Genomic DNA, 19,673 nt, shown 5'->3' with positions numbered 1-19,673 from the left:
CCGGCATGGCCAGGACGCGCCCGTGTGGTGGATCACGCGGTTTTCCCGGGTGACCCGGCTATTTCCCGGCGACGATATCCGCGAGGGTCTTGTTGACGCGCTCCGAGGTTTCCAGGTCTTCAGGGCCGCTCACCTGCGAGACCTTCGCGCCTGTGGCCGCGACACGCTCCTCGATCATGCGCACCAGATCCGCGCTCTTGTCGCCCGGACGAACCATCGGCTCATAAGCGTCGCCGACCGTTGCGCCCTCGACCGCCATCCAGGCGGTGAACAGCCGCGCGGTGTTCGGGTGTGGTGCGCCTTCAGGCACATAGATATGGAGGTTGGACAGGGCGATGATGTCGGACGGCAGCTTGAACTTCAGCGGTTCGCCGGTCCGTTCGCTGGTAAACGCGCCGATAGAGTTGATGACGCCGAAGGGAACAGCACCGGAAATGACCGCGTTCTGCACGGCGAGGGTGCCTTTCTCGAACACGGGCTGGTTGGCGAACAGCGCCTTCGCATACTCTACCGCGCCGTCATAGCCGATGACATAGCTGTTGATGTTGATCGGCGCGAAGAACGAATTGAACCCTATCTTGCCCTTCCATTTCGGGTCGAGCAGATCGTCGTAGGTCTCGGGAACGTCCGCGTCGTCTATGAAGTTGGGATTCCAGCCAAAGCCGTACGCGATGACATAATAGGGAAGCGCCACGTCGCGATATTCGTCGAACATCTGCTCTTCGAGATCTTTGATTGCGGGCAGTTGTTCGCCGAACACTTCCGTCCACGGGAATTTCGTGATCAAGCCCTGGTCGGCCATCAACACGGTGTCCTCCATGGAGGAACCGGCGATGATGTCCATGCTGACCGAGCCGCCGCCCGCCTTTTCCGTCAGTGCGCGCGAGTTCGAGGTTATCGGCGGGTTCGGAACCCATTCCAGTTGGGTTTCCAGACCGAAGCGTTCGTTGAATGCCTTGATCAGCGCCGCGTGGGTTTCGGTCTTTTGCGGGAACGAACCCCAGACTGTCAGCTTCCCTTCGGTCTTCGCGCCGGCGAGGATTTCATCGAAATTCGTTCCCGCTGCGGTTTCAGCGCTGGCCATGCCCGCGGGCGCCAGCATCGCGATGGGAAGGGAAAAGATAATCTGCCTGGTTCTGTGAACCCAACCCTTATGATTGCTCATGCTTTCCTCCTCTGTGCATTTCGCATTTGCGTTGCTTGTTCTTCCCCGGCGGCGTCGGACCCCCTGGACATCCAGGCCGACGTGGCATGTTCAGCGTTCCACCTGGTCAGTCGCGGGTTGCGGTCCCGAACATGGTCGCGGGCACTTTCGGGGCCGCCAGGGCCTTGCTTCGCAAGGCCGATCTTCGGCGATCACGCCTCTTGCGCGACCACCGGGTTCCGCAGCGTGCCGATCCGTTCCACGCTGACCTCGCAGACATCGCCCGGCTTCATGAAAACCTTGGGAGAGCGCGCCATCCCCACACCCGAGGGCGTACCCGTCACGATGATGTCGCCGGCCTCCAGCGTCATGCCGATGCTCAACAGTGAAACCAGCTTGCGGATGTCGAAGATCAGATCGTCGGTATTGGCGCGCTGCAAGACCTGATCGTTCAGACGCGTTTCGATCCGCAACCCCGCCGCGCCTGGCGGCAATTCGTCTGCCGTGACGAAGATGGGGCCAAAAGCACCCGTCCCGTCGAAGTTCTTGCCCACCGTCCACTGCGGCGTCTGCAACTGGAAATCGCGGATCGAGCCATCGTTGAAGATCGAGTAGCCGCATACATGATCTAGCGCCTCGGCCTCGGGGATTTCGCGCCCGGACTTGCCGATCACCGCGACCACCTCGCCCTCGTAGTCGAACATTTCCGAGACGCGGGGCCGGACAAGCGGCGCGCCATGCGCAACGAAGCCGCTGGGAAAGCGCGCGAAAACCGTAGGGAACGGCGGCACTTCCATGGCGCTTTCGGCGGCATGGTCGGAGTAGTTGAGGCCCACGCAAAGAACCTTGCCGGGATTGGCCAGCGGCGTGCGAAAGGTCACGGCATCGAGATCGAGCGGTGCGCCCGACCGAAGCGCCTGGGCGGCTGCCGCGAAATCATTGCGCCGCACGATCTCGTCCAGCGTGCCCGGAAAACCGCTGTCGGAGGCAAGGAGGCCGCGATATCCGTCGCCCTCCGTGGCAACGGCCAAGCCGCGTATCCCGGCGTTCTCGTAGCTCACAAACCGCATGCATTCCTCCCCGAACGCCGACATGCTTTCTGACAGCACAATCCCCAAAATAAAAGATTCTGTCAACTTAAATATATATTTTTTGCGAAAGATGGTGATATGGGTCGCTTACGAACAGAAGAGCGAATCCGACTGGCTTCCTGCCCGCCAGGGCATGACGGCCCGCCCCTGCGAGCAGCCGCGCAACCGCCCCCGGCACTCAATCCTGCTTGGTCGGATCTCTGAAATCACATGCAGAAACTGCGAGGTATCGCCAATGAACGTCGAGGTGCAGAATGATGGTCAAGCTGACGGGCAGGGGGCCGATGTAATCGTGATTGGCGGGGGCCCCGCCGGCCTGATGGCTGCGATAGAGGCCAGCGACCTCGGAGCCGAGGTGGTTCTTCTCGAATCGGAAAACCAGCTCGGCGGCGGCATGCTGCCTGCGACGGGTCATGTCACCCTGTGCGAAACGAAATTCGCGCCCGAGCCGCGTGCCCTTCTGTTGCAGGATCTTGCCCACGCCCATCCCGACGCCGATCCGGCCCTGTTGCAGGTCTATGTCGACAGGTCCGGCCGCAGTTTCGCCCGGCTTGAGGAACTTGGCGTCCGGTTCGCGAAATCGGTGCAGCTCGCGCATATGAGCGCGCCCTGGGCGCACGAGATGCCGTTGCAGAACCGGGGCGGCGGGGCGCAGATCGTCGATGCCCTGGTGGCAGCGGCCCAGTCCCGGCCCATCAGGATCCTGCGCAGGGTCCGGGCCAGGCGCCTTGTCCGCGATCAACAGCGCGTCACCCATGTCGAGGTCGAGACGGAGGGCCGGTGCCGCCGATTCGAGGCGCGGCGGGCGGTGGTGTTGGCTACGGGCGGGTTCAGCCGGAATCCCGATCTCATCAAGCATTTCGGAGGCCCCGGAACACAGCGCATCATGCCGGTCACTGCGCCGGGCTCGCGCGGCGACGGCCTGTTGATGGCGATGGCGCTTGGCGCCGGCACCCGCTTTCTGACCGCCGGAATTGCCGCATCTGGCCCGGTCGATCGCCACACCGGCGTGACGTCCATCATCAACTATTGCGGCGCCATCCTGCTCAACAAGGCGGGCAGGCGCTTCTGCGACGAATCGGAACCCTATACGGACATCACGCTGAAAGGACTGTCCCAGCCGGAGTCGCTGATGATCCAGATCTTCGACGCGAAGGTGAAGGACAATTTCAGCAAGACCATGTGGTCGAAAGTCTATGCCGGGGCGCGGGAGTTCACGGCCGACACGCTGGAGGACCTTGTCACGCGTCTCCGCCACGAATGCGGGCTCGACCCCGAAAAGGCCCTTGGGACGATCCATGCCTATAACGCCGCCATCGGATCGGGGCAGGACGCTTTCGGACGACGGTGTCTCGTCGGCTCGGTCGGCGCGCCCCAGCCGATCACGGCGGCGCCCTTCCATGCGATCATCGCGGTGCCGGGGACGACCCATTTCAACGGCGGCCTGGCCCTCGATGCGCAGATGCGGGTGCTGGATGTGTTCAACGAGCCTGTCCCTGGCCTGTTCTCGGCCGGAGAGGTGACGGGCGGTTTTCACGGCACCGGCTACATGTCGGGATCCCATATCGGGATGGCGCTTGTCTTTGGCCGGGAAGCGGGGATCAACGCCGCCGCACATTCCGTCAGGCAGGGCTGACAGACCGCCCGCAAATGCCACGGCGATCAGAAAGTCGGGCCGGATGAACGGAAACGCAACCGTTCATCCGCGCATCCCTCAGGGTCGGCAGCGCCTTCCGCCATCGACGATCAATTCGGACCCGGTGACGTTGCGCGCCTCGTCCGACGCGAAATAGACCGCGGGCCAGGCGATGTCGTCCGGCTCGATCATCCGGCCCAACGGGACTTCCGCGGTCATTACCTTCAGCGCCTCTTCCTCGCTGCCATAGCGGGCAGAGGCCGAAGCCCGGACGAAATCCGTCCAGACATAGCCCGGATGGATGATGTTGACGCGGATGTCGTAGCCGTGGATGGCAAAGCTATAGGCGGCCTGCTTGGTCAGCGTCCGCAGCGCCCCCTTGCTGGTCCCGTAGGCCGCGCCGCCATTCGTTCCCGACAATCCTGCCGTTGATCCGATATTCACGATCGAGCCTCCGCCCGTCCGGTGCATCGCGCGCGCCGCGGCGGACATGCCAAGGAAAACACCGTCCAAGTTGACCGACATGACCCGCCGCCAGTCCTCGAATTCGATGGCGTCATAGGGTTGCCCCGTTCGTGCCGCCACGCCCGCGTTGTTGACAAGGACGTCGAGACGCCCGAACCGCTCGCAGGTCCGGCGGACCACCTCTTCCCAGCTTGCCGCATCGGCAACATCGTGCTGGAGCAGCAGGGCTTGATCGTCGGGCAGGGCCAGCCTGTCGCAAAGCCGCTCGACCGCCTCGAGGTTGTAATCGGTGAGGCAGAGCTTTGCACCGCTTTCGGCAAAGCGTCGCACGAGCCCCGAGCCGATGCCACCGCCCGCGCCGGTGATGATCGTGACCTTGTCGGCAAGACGCATGGTGTTTGTCCTTCAGTTGGCCCGGCAATGGGCATGATGCTGGAAATCGTTGCCGTATCGCAACGGGACCGCAAGGCGGCCCTTCATCGGGATGTGGCGACCTGGTTGATATTCGAGTCGTCGCCCATGGCCGCCGACCGGCCCGCGATGCGCCCGAAGATCAGGGCCTTTCCGACCTGTGTCGCCGACATGTAGTTCGGGCCGTGGAAGCCGCCGATGATCTCTCCCGCCGCATAGAGGCCGGGGATCACGTTGCCAAACACATCCTTGACCTCCATCCGCGTAGTGACCTGCACTCCGCCGTTGTAGTGGCTGGTGCCGGGCCGGGTGATGGCCGCATAGTAGGGTGCGCTGTCGACGGGCGTTGCCTGACCGCTGTCCCCGACCAGATGGCGGCGGCCGAGCCTGTCGCCATCGGGCAGGCTCCGGTTGTAGTCCGCGATGGTCTCGGCGGCGGCGGCGGCGTCAAGCCCGCATTCCTCTGCGAGCTTGTTCAGCAGCGACGGCAGATCCGGTGCTGCATGCTCGACAAAGCCCGTCAGGGCGCGCGCCCACATGGTCGTGGCGAAGTAGTCCTTTGCCCGCTGGTCATAGACCTGGATCATCAGGGTATCCGGCTGCGACATCCCGGCTTTGCTGATGTCGCTATAAAGATCGGATTCGCGATGAAAGCGCTGCCCGTCCCTGTTGATCATCACCGCGCCGGCATAGATCATCAGGACACCCTTGCCGGTCACCGGATCGGCCGGTCCGGTCGGGGAAATGCCGGGTGCCATGTAGGCGGTGCCACAGCCAAGCGCGAGCGCCATCGTCAGCCCGTCGCCGCGCGACCCCGCACCGGTGAAAGGCACGATCTTGTCCGCTCCCTTCGGTCCCCAGTTGCGGATCATTTCGGCATTGCGCGTGAAGCCGCCAGAAGCCAGCACGATCCCGCGCGCGGCGCGGATGCGGAACGCGCCCTCCGGACCGTCGCCGTCGAGCATGGTCACGCGATCCCCCTCCAGGTGCAGGCGCCGCGCGCGATGTCCCGGCAGGATCTGTGCTCCGGCCTTCCTTGCCGCCTGTTCCAGCCCTTCTGTGATCTGTGCCCCGCCCCCCTTGCCGGACAGGGGCATCTCATGCGCCCAGGGGCGGCTCATCTTGGCCAATTGCACGCTTCGGGCGAAGTGGATCCCTCGCTCGGCAAGCCATTCGCAGGTGGCGCCGGCCTCATCGACATAGAGCCGCGACAGCCCATGATCGCCTTCGCCGTCATGGGCCGCGATGAGGTCGGCATAAAGCGCTTCTCGGCCACCCGGCACGATGGTCGTGTCGCAAAAGGCAGTATGGCCCGCCGAAAGTGCGGTGCTGCCCCCAGTCGCACCCTCGGATTCAAGCAGAACGGTCCTTGCGCCCCCTTCGGCGGCCTCGACCGCGGCGGCGAGCCCGGCCCCGCCCCCGCCGACGACCACGACATCTGCCAACATGACTTCCATATCGTCCACGACCTCCTTCGAACCGCAAAGCGCAGCGATCCCGTCCAGATAAGGACCAACCGCATCGCAGGTCAAACAAAAAGAATATTATCTTGTAAATCGTATATGATTAATCCTACACCTTCCTCCAGGTAGGGAGGGCAATCATGGAATCACAACGCATTGTCGTCGTGGGCGCTGGCGCCATGGGGTCGATGTTTGGAGGACGCCTCGCCGAGGGCGGCGCCGACGTCACCCTTGTCGACGTGAACCGCGACCACATCGGGGCCATCCAGCAGAACGGCGGCCTGATCCTGACGGGACATGGTGGCGACCGACACATCCCGATCAGGGCCACCACCGATGCCTCGACCATCACGGGGCCCATCGGCATCGCCCTGTTTCAGTGCAAGGCCATCTACAATCCCCAGGCAGCAGCCTCGGTTCGCCATCTTTTCGACGGGTCCGGCGCGGTCGCCGTCAGCTTTCAGAACGGACTCGGCAACGAGGAGGTCATCGAGGGGATCCTTGGAAAAGGCCGTGTCGTTGCAGGGCTGACGTCGCAATCCGCGATGATGGAAGCTCCGGGCCGCGTCCGCCATGTCGTCGACCTGCCGACGGATATGGGCGAGATCGGCGGCGGGCTGTCCGACCGTGTGACGCGCTGGGCCGATTTCCTGTCGCGCCACGGCCTGTCCGTCACGGCAAGCGCCGATGTGACGAGGGACAAGTGGCGCAAGCTGCTGGGCAATATCGGCCTTTCGGCGATCAGCGGGGCCACGAACCTGACGGCGGGGCAGATCGTCGATGACCCCCAACTGCGCGCCGTGGCGCTGCGGGCCATCGATGAAGCCGCTGCGGTCGCCAGTGCCTCGGGCATCCCGATCAACCAAGCCGAGGCTTATGACATTTTCTACCAGATCGCGCTGCCGCCCGAAAACCGCCAGATGAAATCGAGCATGCGCCGCGATCTCGAGGCGGGCCAGCACAGCGAGGTGCAGCAGATCTATGAGTCGGTCGTGGGTCTCGGAGAACGTCACGGCGTGCCGACGCCGACGCTCCACACATTGGCCGCCCTCATCCGGGGTCTTGAAAAGCACTTCATCGCCTGAAGATCAGCCAACCGATGTCCGGCTCTCGGATACCGGAACATCCGTGCCGAAATCCTGCGATTCCGACTTGGACCGGCATCTGCGGCGTCGCGTTTTCGCGACGCTCTGCAGGCGGGCTGGCAGCGGCATGGCCATCTGCCGCCATAATAATTTGCATATCGCAGACAAATCTATACATTCTGCTAACAACCGACATGTTTCATCTATGTCGCACAAACGAAGAATGTAGATTCAACGGGCGCATCACGATTATTATTCGATGCGGATTGCTGAGAGAGGATACCTATGCCCAAGACAACCGGTCAGAGTATGGCCTCTGTCGCGTATGACCAGATCAGAGCCGACATTCTGGGCGGTAGGTTTCTGTCCGAAGAAAAGGTCAAGATCTCTGATCTGGTCAAGGAACTCGGCTTCAGCCTCGGCGCGGTCCGCGAGGCGTTGTCCCGGCTGAGTTCCGAAGGGCTGGTGGTCGCGGAAACCAACAAGGGATACAGGATCGCCAAGATCACCGAGAGTGAGCTTGCCGATCTGACGCAGACAAGGGTGATGATCGAAAGCGAATGCTTGGCGAATGCCATCCGCAACGGCGATCTGAAATGGGAGACGAATATCGTGGCCGCCGAGTTCGAGCTGTCGCGCCTGCCGCTTCATGACCCGGCCAATCCCGAGCGGTCCAATCCGGCCTGGAACGCTGCGCACAAGCGGTTCCACGAGGCGCTCGTCGCAGCCTGCGACAGCCCCTGGTTGCTGCGCCTGCGGGAAATGCTGTTCGTCCAGGCCGAACGCTACCGCGCTGCGACACTTCCTTATGAGCGGCAAAGCCGTGATCTGGAGGGGGAGCATCGTGCGTTGGCGCAAGCGACGATCGCCCGCGATGCCCCGGCGGCCACCCAGCTTTTGCGCGACCATCTGAACAAAACGCGGCAGATTCTGATGGACACCGTGGTTGGAAGGTAAGGGCGTCTCCTACGGCATAATGAATCTATTTACCTAAAAAAGATATATTTTATCTTGCAATGTCTACTAATATCGGCTCAACTCCAGCCACGGAGAGGAGCCTGCGCGACTCTCGCGGATCCGGCAACTTCAGGAGATGCTGGTTTGCCTGCCTGAAATGCGCGCAGACATGGCCGGGCTGACTTCGTTGCAGGCGATCTGGCGGGGGTGGCCCACGCCCGGCAAGAGAGGAGAGATTAATGCCTTCGCAGTTGTTCGATGCCGATGTGCTGATCATCGGCGCCGGGCCTTCGGGTCTTGCGCTGGCGACCGAGCTGGATTTGCGCGGTCATAGCTGTATTCTGGTTGAGCGGAACGAGCGGACAGGCGTGCAGCCCCGCGCCAAGACCACCAACGTGCGCAGCATGACCCAGATGCGCCGCTGGGGCCTGGCCCCCGAGGTGCGCCGCCTGTCGCCGCTGACCGACGGCTTCCCGCGCGATGTCACTTTCACCACCGGCCTGTTCGAGCCGCCGATCTTCACGTTCCACGACGCCTTCTGCGCCGAACCCGACCGACGGGATGCCTTTCCCGAAAACGCCGAGTTCATTCCGCAATATGTGGTCGAGGGCATCCTGGCCGAGCATGTCCGCAGCCGGCCGCTCTGCGACCTGCGCTTCCGCACCCGGATGACCAGCTTCACCCAGGACGAAACCGGGGTGACTGCCACCGTGACGCAGCCCGACGGGACCGAGCGTGAGCTGCGCGCCCGCTATATGGCCGCTGCCGACGGCGGGCGCAGCAAGGTGCGCGAGGCCCTGGGCTACAGCATGCAGGGTCAGCGCGACCTGATGACCTTTGCCACGCTGATCCTGCGGATCCGTGGCCTGAACGACGCGCCCGGCCTGACCCGGGCATTGTTCCACTGGATCGTCAATCCGGAAGCGACCTGCAATATGGGACCTATGGACAAGGACGACCTTTGGTTCTGGATCAAGCCCGCCGCGCCCGATACCCCCGTGGAAAGCCTGCTGGCCGAGGTGCGCCTGGCCATCGGCCGCGATTTCCCTATCGAGGTGATGACCCGCGACAACTGGGTGGTCAATTCGCTGATGGCGGACCAGTATCGCAAGGGCCGGGTGTTCCTGCTGGGCGATGCATGTCATCTGCATTCGCCCTTCGGCGGGCATGGGATGAATCTCGGGATCGGCGATGCCGTCGATCTGGGTTGGAAGCTTTCGGCCAGTCTGGAGGGCTGGGGCAGCGAAACGCTGCTGGACAGCTACAACACCGAACGCAGGCAGGTCCATGCGGCGGTAATCGAGAGCTCCACCCGCAACTTCGCCTCGCTCAGTGACCAGTTCGCCGATCCGCGCCTGATGCAGAAAGGCCCCGAGGCCGATGCCGTCCGCGCGGCCACCGCCGAGGCGGTGGAGCGGCTGAAAAGCCCCGAGTTCCGCTCGCTGGGGCTGGTGCTGGGCTATCGCTATACGGACTCTTCCGCCATCGTGGCCGAGCCCGGCGACGAGCCGGAGCTTCTGGTCAGCGACTATCGCCCCAGTGCCCGGCCGGGGCATCTTTTGCCCCATGCCTGGCTGGCCGATGGCCGTTCGCTCTATGATCGGCTGGGACGGGGCTACACGCTGTTGTGCCTGACCGGCGGCGCCGAGACTGGCGCGCTGGTCGATCAGGCTGCCGCACGGGCAATCCCGCTGGAGGTGCTGGTCCTGGACGATCCGACACTGCCGGCCTTGATGGGTGCCGGCATGGTCCTGGTGCGGCCCGACCAGCACGTCGCCTGGCGCGGCGACAGCCTGCCGTCGGACAGCCGGTTGCTCGACGCGATGCAGGGAAAACCCGTCGCCGCGTAATGGTCTGCCGATTTCGGCCAGTGGTGCGCCGTTGGCCGACATCCCTCTCGGCAGATCGCGCAGGTGGTGACGGAACATATCGAATACCCAGGACGAACGGCCCGGCCAACAAGTTGGCCGGGCCGCAAATGTTCCGGTAAACGCCCATCCGTATCGGCGGCCGACGATCAGAAGTTGACGGCCCCGGCGCCTTTCGTGCCCAGCATCTGCCGCGCCTCGTCCGCCGTGGCGATTTCCAGCCCCAGTTCCTCGACGATACGGCGGATCTTGGCGACCTGCGCGGCATTCGACGGCGCAAGCTCGCCCCGGCCCAGATAGAGGTTGTCCTCCAGCCCAACCCGCACGTTGCCGCCAAGGATCGCGCCCATGGTGACCAGCGGGAATTGGTGCCGTCCGGCCCCCAGAACCGACAGCAGGTAATCCTTGCCGATCAGGCGGTCGGCGGTGGTCTTCATATGCATCAGGTTTTCTGGGTCGGGCCCGATGGCGCCGGTGATGCCGAAGATGCACTGGACGAAGAACGGCGGTTTCACCAGGCCAAGGTCGACGAAATGGGCCAAGTTGTAGAGATGGCCGACGTCGTAACATTCGAACTCGAACTTGGTGCCAAGATCGCCGAGTTCGCGCATTCCGCGTTCGATCTGGGTGAAGGTGTTCGACAGGATCATGTCGCGCGTCCCTTCCAGATAGGGCCTTTCCCAATCCCGCGGTTCGCCCTTCAGGGCACGCACGGCACCCGAGATGTTGAAGTTGAACGAGCCCATGTTCATCGACGCCAGCTCCGGTGCCGCGTGAAGCGCCGGTGCCAGCCGCTCCTCCAGCGTCATGCCAAGGCCGCCGCCGGTGGTGATGTTCAGGATCGCGCCGGTCTGCTGCTTGATGCGCGGAAGAAACTCCATGAAGCGCGCGGGCGACTGGTCGGGCCTGCCGGTTTCCGGGTCGCGGGCATGCAGGTGGATGACCGCCGCCCCTGCTTCGGCCGCCTCGACCGAAGAGCGGGTGATCTCGTCGGGGGTGACGGGAAGATGCGGTGACATCGAGGGGGTATGAATCCCCCCGGTAATCGCGCAGGTGATGATGATCTTGCGTGCCATTGCGGTCCCCCCTGCCTCAGGCCTCGGCCACGACGATGTTTTCGATGGCACCGATTTCCTCGATCTCGCAGCGGACCACGTCGCCAGGCTTGAGGAAGCGCGGCGGATTGAACCCGGCGCCGACGCCCCCCGGCGTGCCGGTGAAGATCAGGTCGCCCGGTTCCAGCGTCATGGCCTGCGACAGTTCGGCGATCTGGTCCCAGACGTCGAACACCAGATGCTTCAGGTTCGAGTCCTGGCGCAGTTCGCCGTTCACCCAGCTGCGGATCGCCAGCCGATGGGGATCGCCAATCTCGTCCGAGGTGACGATGACTGGTCCGATGGGACCATGGGTGTCGAAGGATTTGCCCAGCATCCACTGCGCAGTCTTGCGCTGCCAGTCGCGCACGCTGACGTCGTTGCCGACGGTGAAGCCGAAGACATGCTTCGGCGCATCCTCGCGGCTGATGTGGCGGCCGCGCTTGCCGATCACCGCGACCAGTTCGACCTCGTAATCGAGTTGATCCGAGACGCGGGGCAGTTCGATCCCGTCGAACGGCCCTGCGAGCGAGTTGGGCTGCTTGCAGAACCAGACCTGCTCCGTCGGGATGGTCACGCCCAGATGCTTCGCCTCTTCGATATGGTCGGCGTAATTCAGGCCGATGGCCGGCATTTTCTGCGGCGCCTCGACCGGGGCCAGCAGGCGAACCTCGGACAGGGACAGGCCGGGGGCATCGGCGATCCCATCCAGGTGGGGGGCGATGGTCTCCCACTCGGCGATCACCGCCAGCGCCGTGGCCGGGGCATCAGGCAGGACGCTGGCCAGCGGGACAATCTTGTCTCCGAACAGCAGGCCGGTTTCCGCGCCGCCACCGGCGCGGGTAAAGCGGATGAGCCGCATGGGGTTTCCTTTCGTTTGGGTCGCGGGAACGGGGCGGTCAGGCCTGGGCGAGGTTGAATTCGAAATCGGTGCCCCAGGCGGACAGTTCGCTCAATTTCCAGTTGCGCGGGCGCATTGGGAGATGTTCGTGCCAAGGCCGCGCCTCGCACATGTCGAGTTCAGGGATGTAGACGTCCATGTCGGTGTAAAGCTCGATCAGCACGCGGTCGGGGTCGAAGTGATAGCCGGCCAGGTTATGGCCTGCGGTGTGGCGGGCCGGCCCCCATTCCACCTTGACCCCGCGTTCGCGCAGCACGTCGCTGGCCATGGCGTGCGAGGCATTGCCCTTGAGCTGGAAAGCGATGTGGTGGATGCGGTCCTCGGGGGCATCGACGATGTTCAACACATGATGATCGCGGTTGCAGGTGTAGAAGTTCGCGATGCCCTCGATCGTGTCGGTAAAGCGAAAGCCCAGGAAATCCTCGATGAAGACCATCAGCCGCTTGGCATCGGAACTGATGATGGCCACGTGGCCCAGCCGCAGGGGCGCGATGCCGGTGCGCTTGAAGCCCGGCGCCGGGGTATCGATGTCGGTGTAAAGCTGCACGGCGATCTTGCCCGGCGCCTCGATCTCCAGCATCTCGCGGATGCCGGGCTGGCTGTCGGTCTTGATCTCGGCCTTCAGGCCCAGGTTCTGCGCCTCCTTGCGCAGGGCGGCCAGATCGCTGTCGGGCTTCAGTTGCAGGCCGATGTTGCCCAGTCCCTTGGCCGCCGTCTGGCGCAGGATGATGTTGTGATGTTCGTAGCCGACCGACAGGTAGCTTGCGCCGTCCCCGCGGTCGGTTTCGGTCATGCCGACGGTTTCGCCGTAATAGTCGAGGGCGCGGGCGAGGTCCGGCGTATCCACGCCGACATAGCCCAGTTGAAACACCTTGGGGGCATAAGGCTTGAGCATGATTTCCTCCCTTCATGCAGATCGTTCGGTCTCGGTCGCCGACAGTGGGCCGCGGTTTGCATTCGGCCGGTCGTCGAGGGGAGTCGGCTTTCCAACAGCCATAGAGCCGAAGGCAAGTCATGTCCATAAAATATATTATTATAGAAAAAATAATTTATGAATTGGTGCCCCCGAGCCAGTGAGGTCGCCCGCGCTGGGAAAGCGCCCAACAAGCAGGATGGACCCGTCATTGGGAGCAGGCCAAGGCGAGCTATCCCCCGATCGTTGGACAGATTTCCGGCCGATTTAAGCAGCTGCCTGCGCCCGTTGATCGGTTTCGATGCCGTTCCACCACGGCGGGCGGCTGGATGACGACGCGCGGCACGCGCTGCGCTTGCTCATTGACCGGCAGGCAGGTGCCGGGCGGACGCAAAGTATGGAAAAACCGTTGGCACCGGGATGAGCGCGGATTAAGCCCGCGTCGATCCCCGGGGACGATATCAGCTCGTCTCGATCCGCGCACCACGCGCGGATCTCCTTGCTGTCTTGGGCTGGGCAAGGGGCGGGAACAGATGCCACGTTCGGAATCCCGCCTTTCCGCATACCATCGGCGATCAGGCACCCGCCGGCGATACGGCAGAACAGGAAGTCACTTTGGCCGCCGAATGCGTCAGGGAGCATCGCCCGGATCGGCTCGGGTCCGGCTGAAGACCGGACTGAAGACCTAGAACGGGCTGCTGGATCCATCCAGCTGGTGGTTCGCCTACCTGGTGGAACCGCCATGCCAGAGCCTGCATCGGAAGAAATCTTCGGCAGGTGACATGCGATGCCGCACTCGCCTCCGGCGCCACGATCAGCGTTGCCGACCAGACCATCGGTTCGGTCTCCACGCCGCCGTCCGACTGGCGGGAGGCGCCACTCTTTGCCGGCAGTATGACCGGCGGTCCGGATGCGGAACTACCCCAGCCCAGCGGTCTGTTCGTGCGCTGGCCCGATGCAGAACCTGCGCAGTCCGATGGCGCATTGGCTGCCGATCCGGAACCGCATGCCGAACGGGCCGACACCGCTTCAGACGCCCTCGCACCGCAATCCGGGGGCCTGTTCGTGCGCCGTTCCGATGCAGGAGCCGTGCAATGAAAAAACATTCCAAATGCTACTTCGCCCGCACAGACAGGAGGCCGCAGCCATGAGGATCGCCTATGCAGACCCGCCCTATATCGGCTGCGCGCATCTCTACCGCGACCGTCCCGATTATGCTGGCGAGGTCGATCATGCGGCGCTGATCGCACGTTTGCAGCGGGACTACGACGGCTGGATCCTGCATGCCGCCGCGACGCCGCGCTCCCTCGCCGTGCTCGCCCCGCTGGTCGAACCGACGGGCGCGCGCTGGATGGCCTGGGTGAAGGGGTTCGCCGCCTTCAAGCGCAACGTCCCCGTCGCCTGGGCCTGGGAGCCGGTGATCGTCAAACCCGCCCGCAAGCCCGTGGTCAGCAAGCGGCTGGTGCTGCGCGACTGGATCCAGGAAAGCATCACCCTGCGCCGCGGGCTGACCGGCACCAAGCCGGAAGCCGTCTGCCACTGGGCCTTCGAAATGGTCGCCGCGCGGCCCGAGGATGCAATCGACGACCTGTTTCCCGGCACCGGCGCGGTCACCGCAGCCTGGCATAGCTGGCAGCGGAAATTCACCCTGCCGGACGATCCGATGCCCGATTGGGCGCTATTGGACAGCACCCGCCGGGGGCGTGCCCTTCCGAGGAGCACGTCATGATCTTTTTTTCGTCAGATCGTAGCATGGGCGGTTTTAGCGTAGAGCCGGGGGGCGCGGCCCTGCGGACCGCGCCCCCCGGCTTGGAGAGGCAGGATAAAGGCCCCGGCCCGTCAGACCTACGCTATTGACATGGCGGGTCTTTTCCGGGGCCAGTCGGTCGGCGGCCATGCCGCTTTTTGGGGGCTTCGCCGCGATTTCAGCGCCGATTTCGGCACTGTTGCGCGGATCGCGGGGCAGGGAGGGTTGTCATGAGCCATGACGACCGCGAGTTCCGCATCCGCCCGGGCAGGCCGCGCTCGACCCCGGCGCCCCGCAGCGGCAGCTTCGTCAATCAAGTGCTGCGCGCGGCGCGGAAGGCCGGGCCGGTCCGAAAGTCGGGATCGGCCGGGGAATCGTCGTCCTCGGGGCGATCCGTCCGCACCGGCCACTCGACCTTTGGGCGCGGACGGGCGGGCTTTGGCCGCTCGCGTCTGTTCTCGCCGCAACGCCGGGTGGTGGTGAAGGCGCGGGTGGTCCGGCACAGGGGCCGGTCCTTCCGCTCGGCGCCGATGACGGCCCATCTCGCCTATCTCCAGCGCGAGGGCGTCCGCCGCGACGACAGCGGCGGGCTGATGTCCCACGCCCGCAGCGATGATGCCGACGATCCCGCCTTCGCCGAGCACTGCCAGGACGACCGGCACCATTTCCGCTTCATCGTCTCGCCGGAGGATGCCGCCGACATGGCCGACCTGAAGCGGTTCACCCGGGACTTCATGACGCAGGTGGAAAAGGACCTCGGCACGGATTTGGACTGGATCGCCGTCGATCACTGGAACACCGACAATCCCCATGTCCATGTCATCCTGCGGGGACGGGCGGATGACGGCAAGGATCTGGTCATCTCGCGCGACTATATCCGCGAAGGGCTGCGCGGCCGGGCACAGGACCTGATCACACCCAGGAACTGGGGCCGCGCCATGACCACGAGATCCGCCGCAACCTGGTGCGTCAGATCGAGGCCGAACGCTGGACCGCGCTCGACCGCCAGCTGGTCCGGGATGCCGCGCGCGGCGACATCATCGACCTCGCCCCGCATCCGGACCGGCAGCCCGACGCCTATGCGAACTTCAAGGTCACCCGGTTGCGCAAGCTCGAGACCCTCGGCCTCGCCGAGCAGCTCGGCCCCGGCCAATGGGTGCTGACCGAGATCGCCCGGGCGGTGCTGCGGGAGATGGGCCTGCGCGGCGACATCATCAAGCGCATCCATCGCGGCCTCAGCGAACGCGGCATCGAGCGCGGCAGCGCCAGCTATGTGCTGGCCGGCGAGAGCCTCGACGATCCAGTTCTCGGCCGGCTGTCCGAGCGCGGACTCGACGACGAGCTGAAGGGCACCGCCTAGGCCGTGGTCGACGGCGTCGACGGGCGCAGCGATCACATCCGTCTGCCCGATCTCGATGCCGCCGGCGACAGCATGCCGGGCTCCATCGTCGAGCTGCGCAAGTTCGACGATGCCAATGGCCGGCGGCGCGTGGCGCCGGCGGTGCGCTCTGATCTCGATATCCGGGCGCAGGCGACCGCCACGGGTGCCACCTGGCTCGACCGCCAGGCCCTTGCCCGCACCCCCGTCGCGCTTGGCGAGGGCGGCTTCGGGGTCGAACTGCGGCAGGCCATGAAGCAGCGGGCCGAATACCTGGTCGAACAGGGTCTCGCCCAGCGCCAGGGAAGCCGCGTGGTCTTCGTCCGCAACCTGCTCAATCGCCCGCGCGACCGCGAGGTCCAGGCGCTCGGCGAGAAGCTCGCGGCCGAGACCGGCCTGCCCTTTGATCGGGCGGTGGCCGGCGAGCATCTCACCGGCACCTATCGGCGCCGCTTCCTCCTGGCCTCGGGGCGCTTCGCCATGATCGACGACGGATTCAGCTTCAGGCTGGTGCCCTGGACGCCGTCGCTGGAGCGCTATCGCGGCCGCCATGTCTCCGGCAAGGCCCGCGGCGATGGCGGCGTGGACTGGTCCTTCGGCCGCAAGCGCGGACTCGGGCTGTGACGGTGATCAGTAGGGGCAGTCGACGCCCAGCCTGGCTATGCCTTCGATGACGGCGAGGCCGTCCCCGACCTCCTGCCCATGCCGGGTGATTTCGGCAACTTTCAGATCCTGTACCTGCGATATTGCGATCAGCCCGCGCGCCGCGAGGTGATCAAGACAATCCCTCAACGTTACGCGACTGGATGGCATTCCGAGTTGGTCCAGCCAGGACGACAGGATTTCCTCGTTGCTTTTCCCGCAAGGTGACCGCGAAAGGGCACGGAGGATGGCCAGGGCGCGATGCGCGGATGTGATGGTTTCCAGCGTCCCGGTCTGGTTCGATCCGTAGTCCGGCATTGGTTCCCTCATGGATGGTTTCAGAAAACGACGTTGCCGACCCCGGGTGGCATCGCGGCCCGCCCAACCGACTTCCTATCGGATCAGTGCCGCCACCTCTCGGAATCGGGGATGCGCCGCCGTGCGCAGCCACTCGAACAGCACCATCTCCGTGGTGACGATCTCGGCCCCGTGGCGCTCCATCCGGCGGATCGCGGTTTCCTTGCTTTCCGGCTGCCGCGATCCGATCGCATCGCGCACCACATGGACCTGATGCCCAGTTTCCAGCAGTCCCAGCACCGTCTGCAACACGCAGACATGCGCTTCCCAGCCTGCGACGATCACCTGCGCATTCGCAGGAATGCGATCCGCGAAACCTTCCTTGCCACAGGCCCCGAAGGATTGCTTCGCCACCACCGGGGCATCGCCGACCGGCAATTGCCCGACGGTCGGGCCAAGACCTTTCGGGTTCTGCTCGGTCAGCAGGCTTGGAACATCCAGCATCCCGGCTGCTTCCAGAAGCCGGCCGGCATTGCGCAGGGCAGCTTCGGCCTCATGAATGGCAGGCATCAGGCGGGCCTGGAAGTCGATGAGCAGAAGCAGCGAACGGGCGGAGTCGATCAGGGACATGGGTCATCCTTTCGGAGGAAAGTCGATGTGTTTTGCTGCCGCGCTCAGGCGACGGTCGCGGGTCCAGAGCGTGGTGCCGGGGGCGAGCAGGGTGGCGGCGATCAGATGCGCATCGACATAGCCGATGCCGAGGCTGAAAAGCCGCCGCGCGTCGATCAATGCCATCACCTCGGCATGGCTGGCCACGGGCGCCTGCGGCAGGCCCTGCATCGCGGCGATGACGGTTTCCCGGTCCTTGAGGCTGCCGAGCGCCAACTCGCCGATGATGAAGGGATGCGCCAGCACCTGTTCGGCGTTCAGGAGATCGACCAGTTCCGTATCGCCCGCGCGTAGATGGTCGATCCAGATCGAGGTGTCGACGAGGATCACGGCGCCGGCTGCCGCCGCGGGGCCACCGAGGCCCGCTCGTCGGTGCCGCCGAGCAGGGCGAGCCGCCGGGCGCTCTCGCGCTCGATCAGGGCCTTCAGCCCCTCGCGCACCAGAACGGCCTTCTCGCCGATGCCGGTGAGCTCGCGGGCCTGCTGGAGCAACTCGTCATCGAGGTTCAGGGTCGTGCGCATGGCCATGTTTCCGAAAGTGACGCATCCAATGTAGCATCATTCGGTGCCGATTACGATGTATTGCACGGAACCTGCCCGCGGCAGCCTGCCGGTATTTTTACGCTTCCCTACGCTGAACTGCGATCAGCCCAAGCATAGCCGTTGAATCCCGCGACAGGCGGGTTTTTCTCATTGCATCGGATACCTGCAGGGAGGCTGGAACCACCTTGTCCGGCACGAAGATCCTTTGGGGCCAGATCGGCGTGGTCTTCCTGATCGTGCTCACCTTCATCTGGGCGGCAACGCAATACGTGGCCTGGAGCCTCGGCTTCCAATCGCAGCTTGGCCCAGCTTGGTTCGAGATCTGGGGCATCCCGGTCTATTACCCGCCGGCCTTCTTCTGGTGGTGGTATTTTTATGATGCCTACGCCCCGACCACCTTCAACATCGGCGGCATCATCGCGGCCTCGGGCGGGTTTCTGGCCATCGGCATCGCCATCCTGATGTCGGTCTGGCGCGCCCGCGAGGCCGAAGACGTCGAGACCTATGGTTCGGCCCGATGGGCGAAGCCGGACGAGGTCCGCGAAGCCGGGCTGCTCGGGCCGGACGGCGTGGTGCTGGGCAAGCTGGGCGAGGACTATCTGCGCCATGACGGCGCCGAGCATGTGCTCTGCTTCGCCCCCACCCGCTCCGGCAAGGGCGTCGGGCTGGTGGTGCCGACGCTGCTGACCTGGCCGGGCTCGGCCATCGTCCACGACATCAAGGGCGAGAACTGGCAGCTCACCGCCGGGTTCCGGGCCAGGCATGGCCGGGTGCTGCTCTTCGATCCGACCAATGCCCGGTCCGCCGCCTACAATCCGCTGCTGGAGGTGCGGCGCGGCGAATGGGAGGTCCGCGACGTCCAGAACATCGCCGACATCCTGGTCGATCCCGCAGGCTCGCTGGAAAAGCGCAACCATTGGGAAAAGACCAGCCACGCCCTGCTGGTCGGCGTCATCCTGCATGTGCTCTATGCCGAGGAAGGCAAGACACTCGCCCGCGTCGCGGCCTTCCTCTCCGATCCGCGGCGCTCGATCGAGGCGACGCTGGCGGCGATGATGAATACCCCGCATCTGGGCGAGGCAGGCCCGCATCCGGTCATCGCCAGCGCCGCGCGGGAACTGCTGAATAAGTCCGAGAACGAACGCTCCGGCGTGCTGAGCACGGCAATGTCGTTTCTCGGCCTCTATCGCGATCCGGTCGTCGCCCAGGTCACCAGCCACTGCGACTGGCGCATCGCCGAGCTGATCGCGGGCGACGTTCCCTCGACGCTCTACCGCGTCGTCCCGCCCTCGGACATCTCGCGCACCAAGCCGCTGATCCGGCTGGTCCTCAACCAGCTCGGGCGGCGGGGCCGCGCTACAGATCCTTCA

The 19,673-nt window shown here is 64.7% G+C and carries 20 protein-coding genes and 1 pseudogene; 10 read left to right on the top strand and 11 right to left on the bottom strand.

Features of this window, described 5'->3' with window-relative positions:
• Positions 1 to 58 precede the first annotated feature (58 nt).
• Positions 59 to 1,165, bottom strand: coding sequence for an ABC transporter substrate-binding protein (locus IT40_RS16485; RefSeq protein WP_084197207.1), 1,107 nt, complete (start codon positions 1,163 to 1,165; stop codon positions 59 to 61).
• 191 nt (positions 1,166 to 1,356) lie between these two features.
• Positions 1,357 to 2,280, bottom strand: coding sequence for a fumarylacetoacetate hydrolase family protein (locus IT40_RS16480; RefSeq protein ID WP_243700264.1), 924 nt, complete (start codon positions 2,278 to 2,280; stop codon positions 1,357 to 1,359).
• A gap of 190 nt (positions 2,281 to 2,470) precedes the next feature.
• Here IT40_RS16480 and IT40_RS16475 point away from each other — a divergent pair, with 190 nt between their 5' ends.
• Complete coding sequence (locus IT40_RS16475) at positions 2,471 to 3,871, top strand: FAD-dependent oxidoreductase (protein WP_052096064.1); 1,401 nt, start codon at positions 2,471 to 2,473, stop codon at positions 3,869 to 3,871.
• A gap of 78 nt (positions 3,872 to 3,949) precedes the next feature.
• Here IT40_RS16475 and IT40_RS16470 read toward each other — a convergent pair whose 3' ends face one another.
• Positions 3,950 to 4,729 (bottom strand): SDR family NAD(P)-dependent oxidoreductase, encoded by a 780-nt coding sequence (locus tag IT40_RS16470; protein ID WP_036757542.1) that lies wholly within the window; start codon positions 4,727 to 4,729, stop codon positions 3,950 to 3,952.
• Between the two features lie 83 nt (positions 4,730 to 4,812).
• Positions 4,813 to 6,204, bottom strand: coding sequence for an FAD-dependent oxidoreductase (locus IT40_RS16465; RefSeq protein ID WP_243700265.1), 1,392 nt, complete (start codon positions 6,202 to 6,204; stop codon positions 4,813 to 4,815).
• A 146-nt stretch (positions 6,205 to 6,350) separates the two neighbouring features.
• Between IT40_RS16465 and IT40_RS16460 the strand changes: the two genes are divergently transcribed.
• The 3 genes from IT40_RS16460 (at position 6,351) to IT40_RS16450 (ending at position 10,102) form a co-directional block, all read left to right on the top strand.
• Positions 6,351 to 7,295, top strand: coding sequence for a ketopantoate reductase family protein (locus IT40_RS16460; protein ID WP_036757538.1), 945 nt, complete (start codon positions 6,351 to 6,353; stop codon positions 7,293 to 7,295).
• A 285-nt stretch (positions 7,296 to 7,580) separates the two neighbouring features.
• Positions 7,581 to 8,252, top strand: a complete 672-nt coding sequence (locus IT40_RS16455; protein WP_036757535.1) for a GntR family transcriptional regulator — start codon at positions 7,581 to 7,583, stop codon at positions 8,250 to 8,252.
• A gap of 239 nt (positions 8,253 to 8,491) precedes the next feature.
• Positions 8,492 to 10,102 (top strand): FAD-dependent monooxygenase, encoded by a 1,611-nt coding sequence (locus IT40_RS16450; RefSeq protein ID WP_036757533.1) that lies wholly within the window; start codon positions 8,492 to 8,494, stop codon positions 10,100 to 10,102.
• A 167-nt stretch (positions 10,103 to 10,269) separates the two neighbouring features.
• Here IT40_RS16450 and kce read toward each other — a convergent pair whose 3' ends face one another.
• From kce to IT40_RS16435, 3 genes are read right to left on the bottom strand one after another with little or no spacing between them, the layout of a single operon-like run.
• Positions 10,270 to 11,196, bottom strand: coding sequence for a 3,5-dioxohexanoate:acetyl-CoA acetone transferase (gene kce, locus IT40_RS16445; protein WP_036757530.1), 927 nt, complete (start codon positions 11,194 to 11,196; stop codon positions 10,270 to 10,272).
• 16 nt (positions 11,197 to 11,212) lie between these two features.
• Positions 11,213 to 12,076, bottom strand: coding sequence for a fumarylacetoacetate hydrolase family protein (locus tag IT40_RS16440; RefSeq protein ID WP_036757527.1), 864 nt, complete (start codon positions 12,074 to 12,076; stop codon positions 11,213 to 11,215).
• A 37-nt stretch (positions 12,077 to 12,113) separates the two neighbouring features.
• Entirely contained in the window at positions 12,114 to 13,010 is an 897-nt protein-coding gene (locus IT40_RS16435) for a VOC family protein (protein ID WP_036757525.1), read from the bottom strand.
• 795 nt (positions 13,011 to 13,805) lie between these two features.
• Here IT40_RS16435 and IT40_RS27695 point away from each other — a divergent pair.
• The 5 genes from IT40_RS27695 (at position 13,806) to IT40_RS30850 (ending at position 16,777) form a co-directional block, all read left to right on the top strand.
• Positions 13,806 to 14,126, top strand: coding sequence for a hypothetical protein (locus tag IT40_RS27695; protein ID WP_243700263.1), 321 nt, complete (start codon positions 13,806 to 13,808; stop codon positions 14,124 to 14,126).
• 49 nt (positions 14,127 to 14,175) lie between these two features.
• Positions 14,176 to 14,757, top strand: coding sequence for a hypothetical protein (locus tag IT40_RS16430; RefSeq protein WP_036757522.1), 582 nt, complete (start codon positions 14,176 to 14,178; stop codon positions 14,755 to 14,757).
• Between the two features lie 248 nt (positions 14,758 to 15,005).
• The gene (locus tag IT40_RS30860) at positions 15,006 to 15,938 is read left to right on the top strand and encodes a relaxase/mobilization nuclease domain-containing protein (RefSeq protein WP_425272533.1); all 933 of its coding nucleotides are present in this window, start codon (positions 15,006 to 15,008) and stop codon (positions 15,936 to 15,938) included.
• Positions 15,878 to 16,135, top strand: a complete 258-nt coding sequence (locus IT40_RS30855; protein WP_425272531.1) for a DUF3363 domain-containing protein — start codon at positions 15,878 to 15,880, stop codon at positions 16,133 to 16,135. Before IT40_RS30860 ends, IT40_RS30855 begins: the two co-directional genes overlap by 61 nt.
• Before the next feature lie 3 nt (positions 16,136 to 16,138).
• Complete coding sequence (locus IT40_RS30850) at positions 16,139 to 16,777, top strand: DUF3363 domain-containing protein (protein WP_425272530.1); 639 nt, start codon at positions 16,139 to 16,141, stop codon at positions 16,775 to 16,777.
• Positions 16,778 to 16,783: 6 nt separating this feature from the next.
• On the opposite strand, the gene IT40_RS16420 is transcribed toward IT40_RS30850, so the two are convergent.
• The 4 genes from IT40_RS16420 to IT40_RS16405 form a co-directional block, all read right to left on the bottom strand.
• Positions 16,784 to 17,113, bottom strand: coding sequence for a VpaChn25_0724 family phage protein (locus IT40_RS16420; protein WP_036757520.1), 330 nt, complete (start codon positions 17,111 to 17,113; stop codon positions 16,784 to 16,786).
• 75 nt (positions 17,114 to 17,188) lie between these two features.
• A complete protein-coding gene (locus IT40_RS16415) occupies positions 17,189 to 17,722 on the bottom strand; it encodes an isochorismatase family protein (protein WP_036757518.1) in 534 nt (177 codons plus the stop codon).
• 3 nt (positions 17,723 to 17,725) lie between these two features.
• Positions 17,726 to 18,091, bottom strand: a complete 366-nt coding sequence (locus IT40_RS16410; protein WP_036757516.1) for a type II toxin-antitoxin system VapC family toxin — start codon at positions 18,089 to 18,091, stop codon at positions 17,726 to 17,728.
• On the bottom strand, positions 18,088 to 18,282 hold the full coding sequence (locus IT40_RS16405) for a type II toxin-antitoxin system VapB family antitoxin (RefSeq protein ID WP_036757591.1): 195 nt from the start codon (positions 18,280 to 18,282) through the stop codon (positions 18,088 to 18,090). The genes IT40_RS16410 and IT40_RS16405 overlap by 4 nt, the downstream gene beginning before the upstream one ends.
• 206 nt (positions 18,283 to 18,488) lie before the next feature.
• Here IT40_RS16405 and traG point away from each other — a divergent pair.
• Positions 18,489 to 19,652 (top strand): annotated as a pseudogene (traG, locus tag IT40_RS16400) (IncP-type conjugal transfer protein TraG); the annotation flags it as partial.
• Between the last annotated feature and the right edge of the window lie 21 nt (positions 19,653 to 19,673).

The sequence above is a fragment of the Paracoccus versutus genome (genome assembly GCF_000763885.1).
Classification (GTDB): Bacteria; Pseudomonadota; Alphaproteobacteria; order Rhodobacterales; family Rhodobacteraceae; genus Paracoccus; species Paracoccus versutus.
Note: the sequence above shows the minus strand (reverse complement) of the source record. Positions and strands in the feature narration are given on the sequence as shown.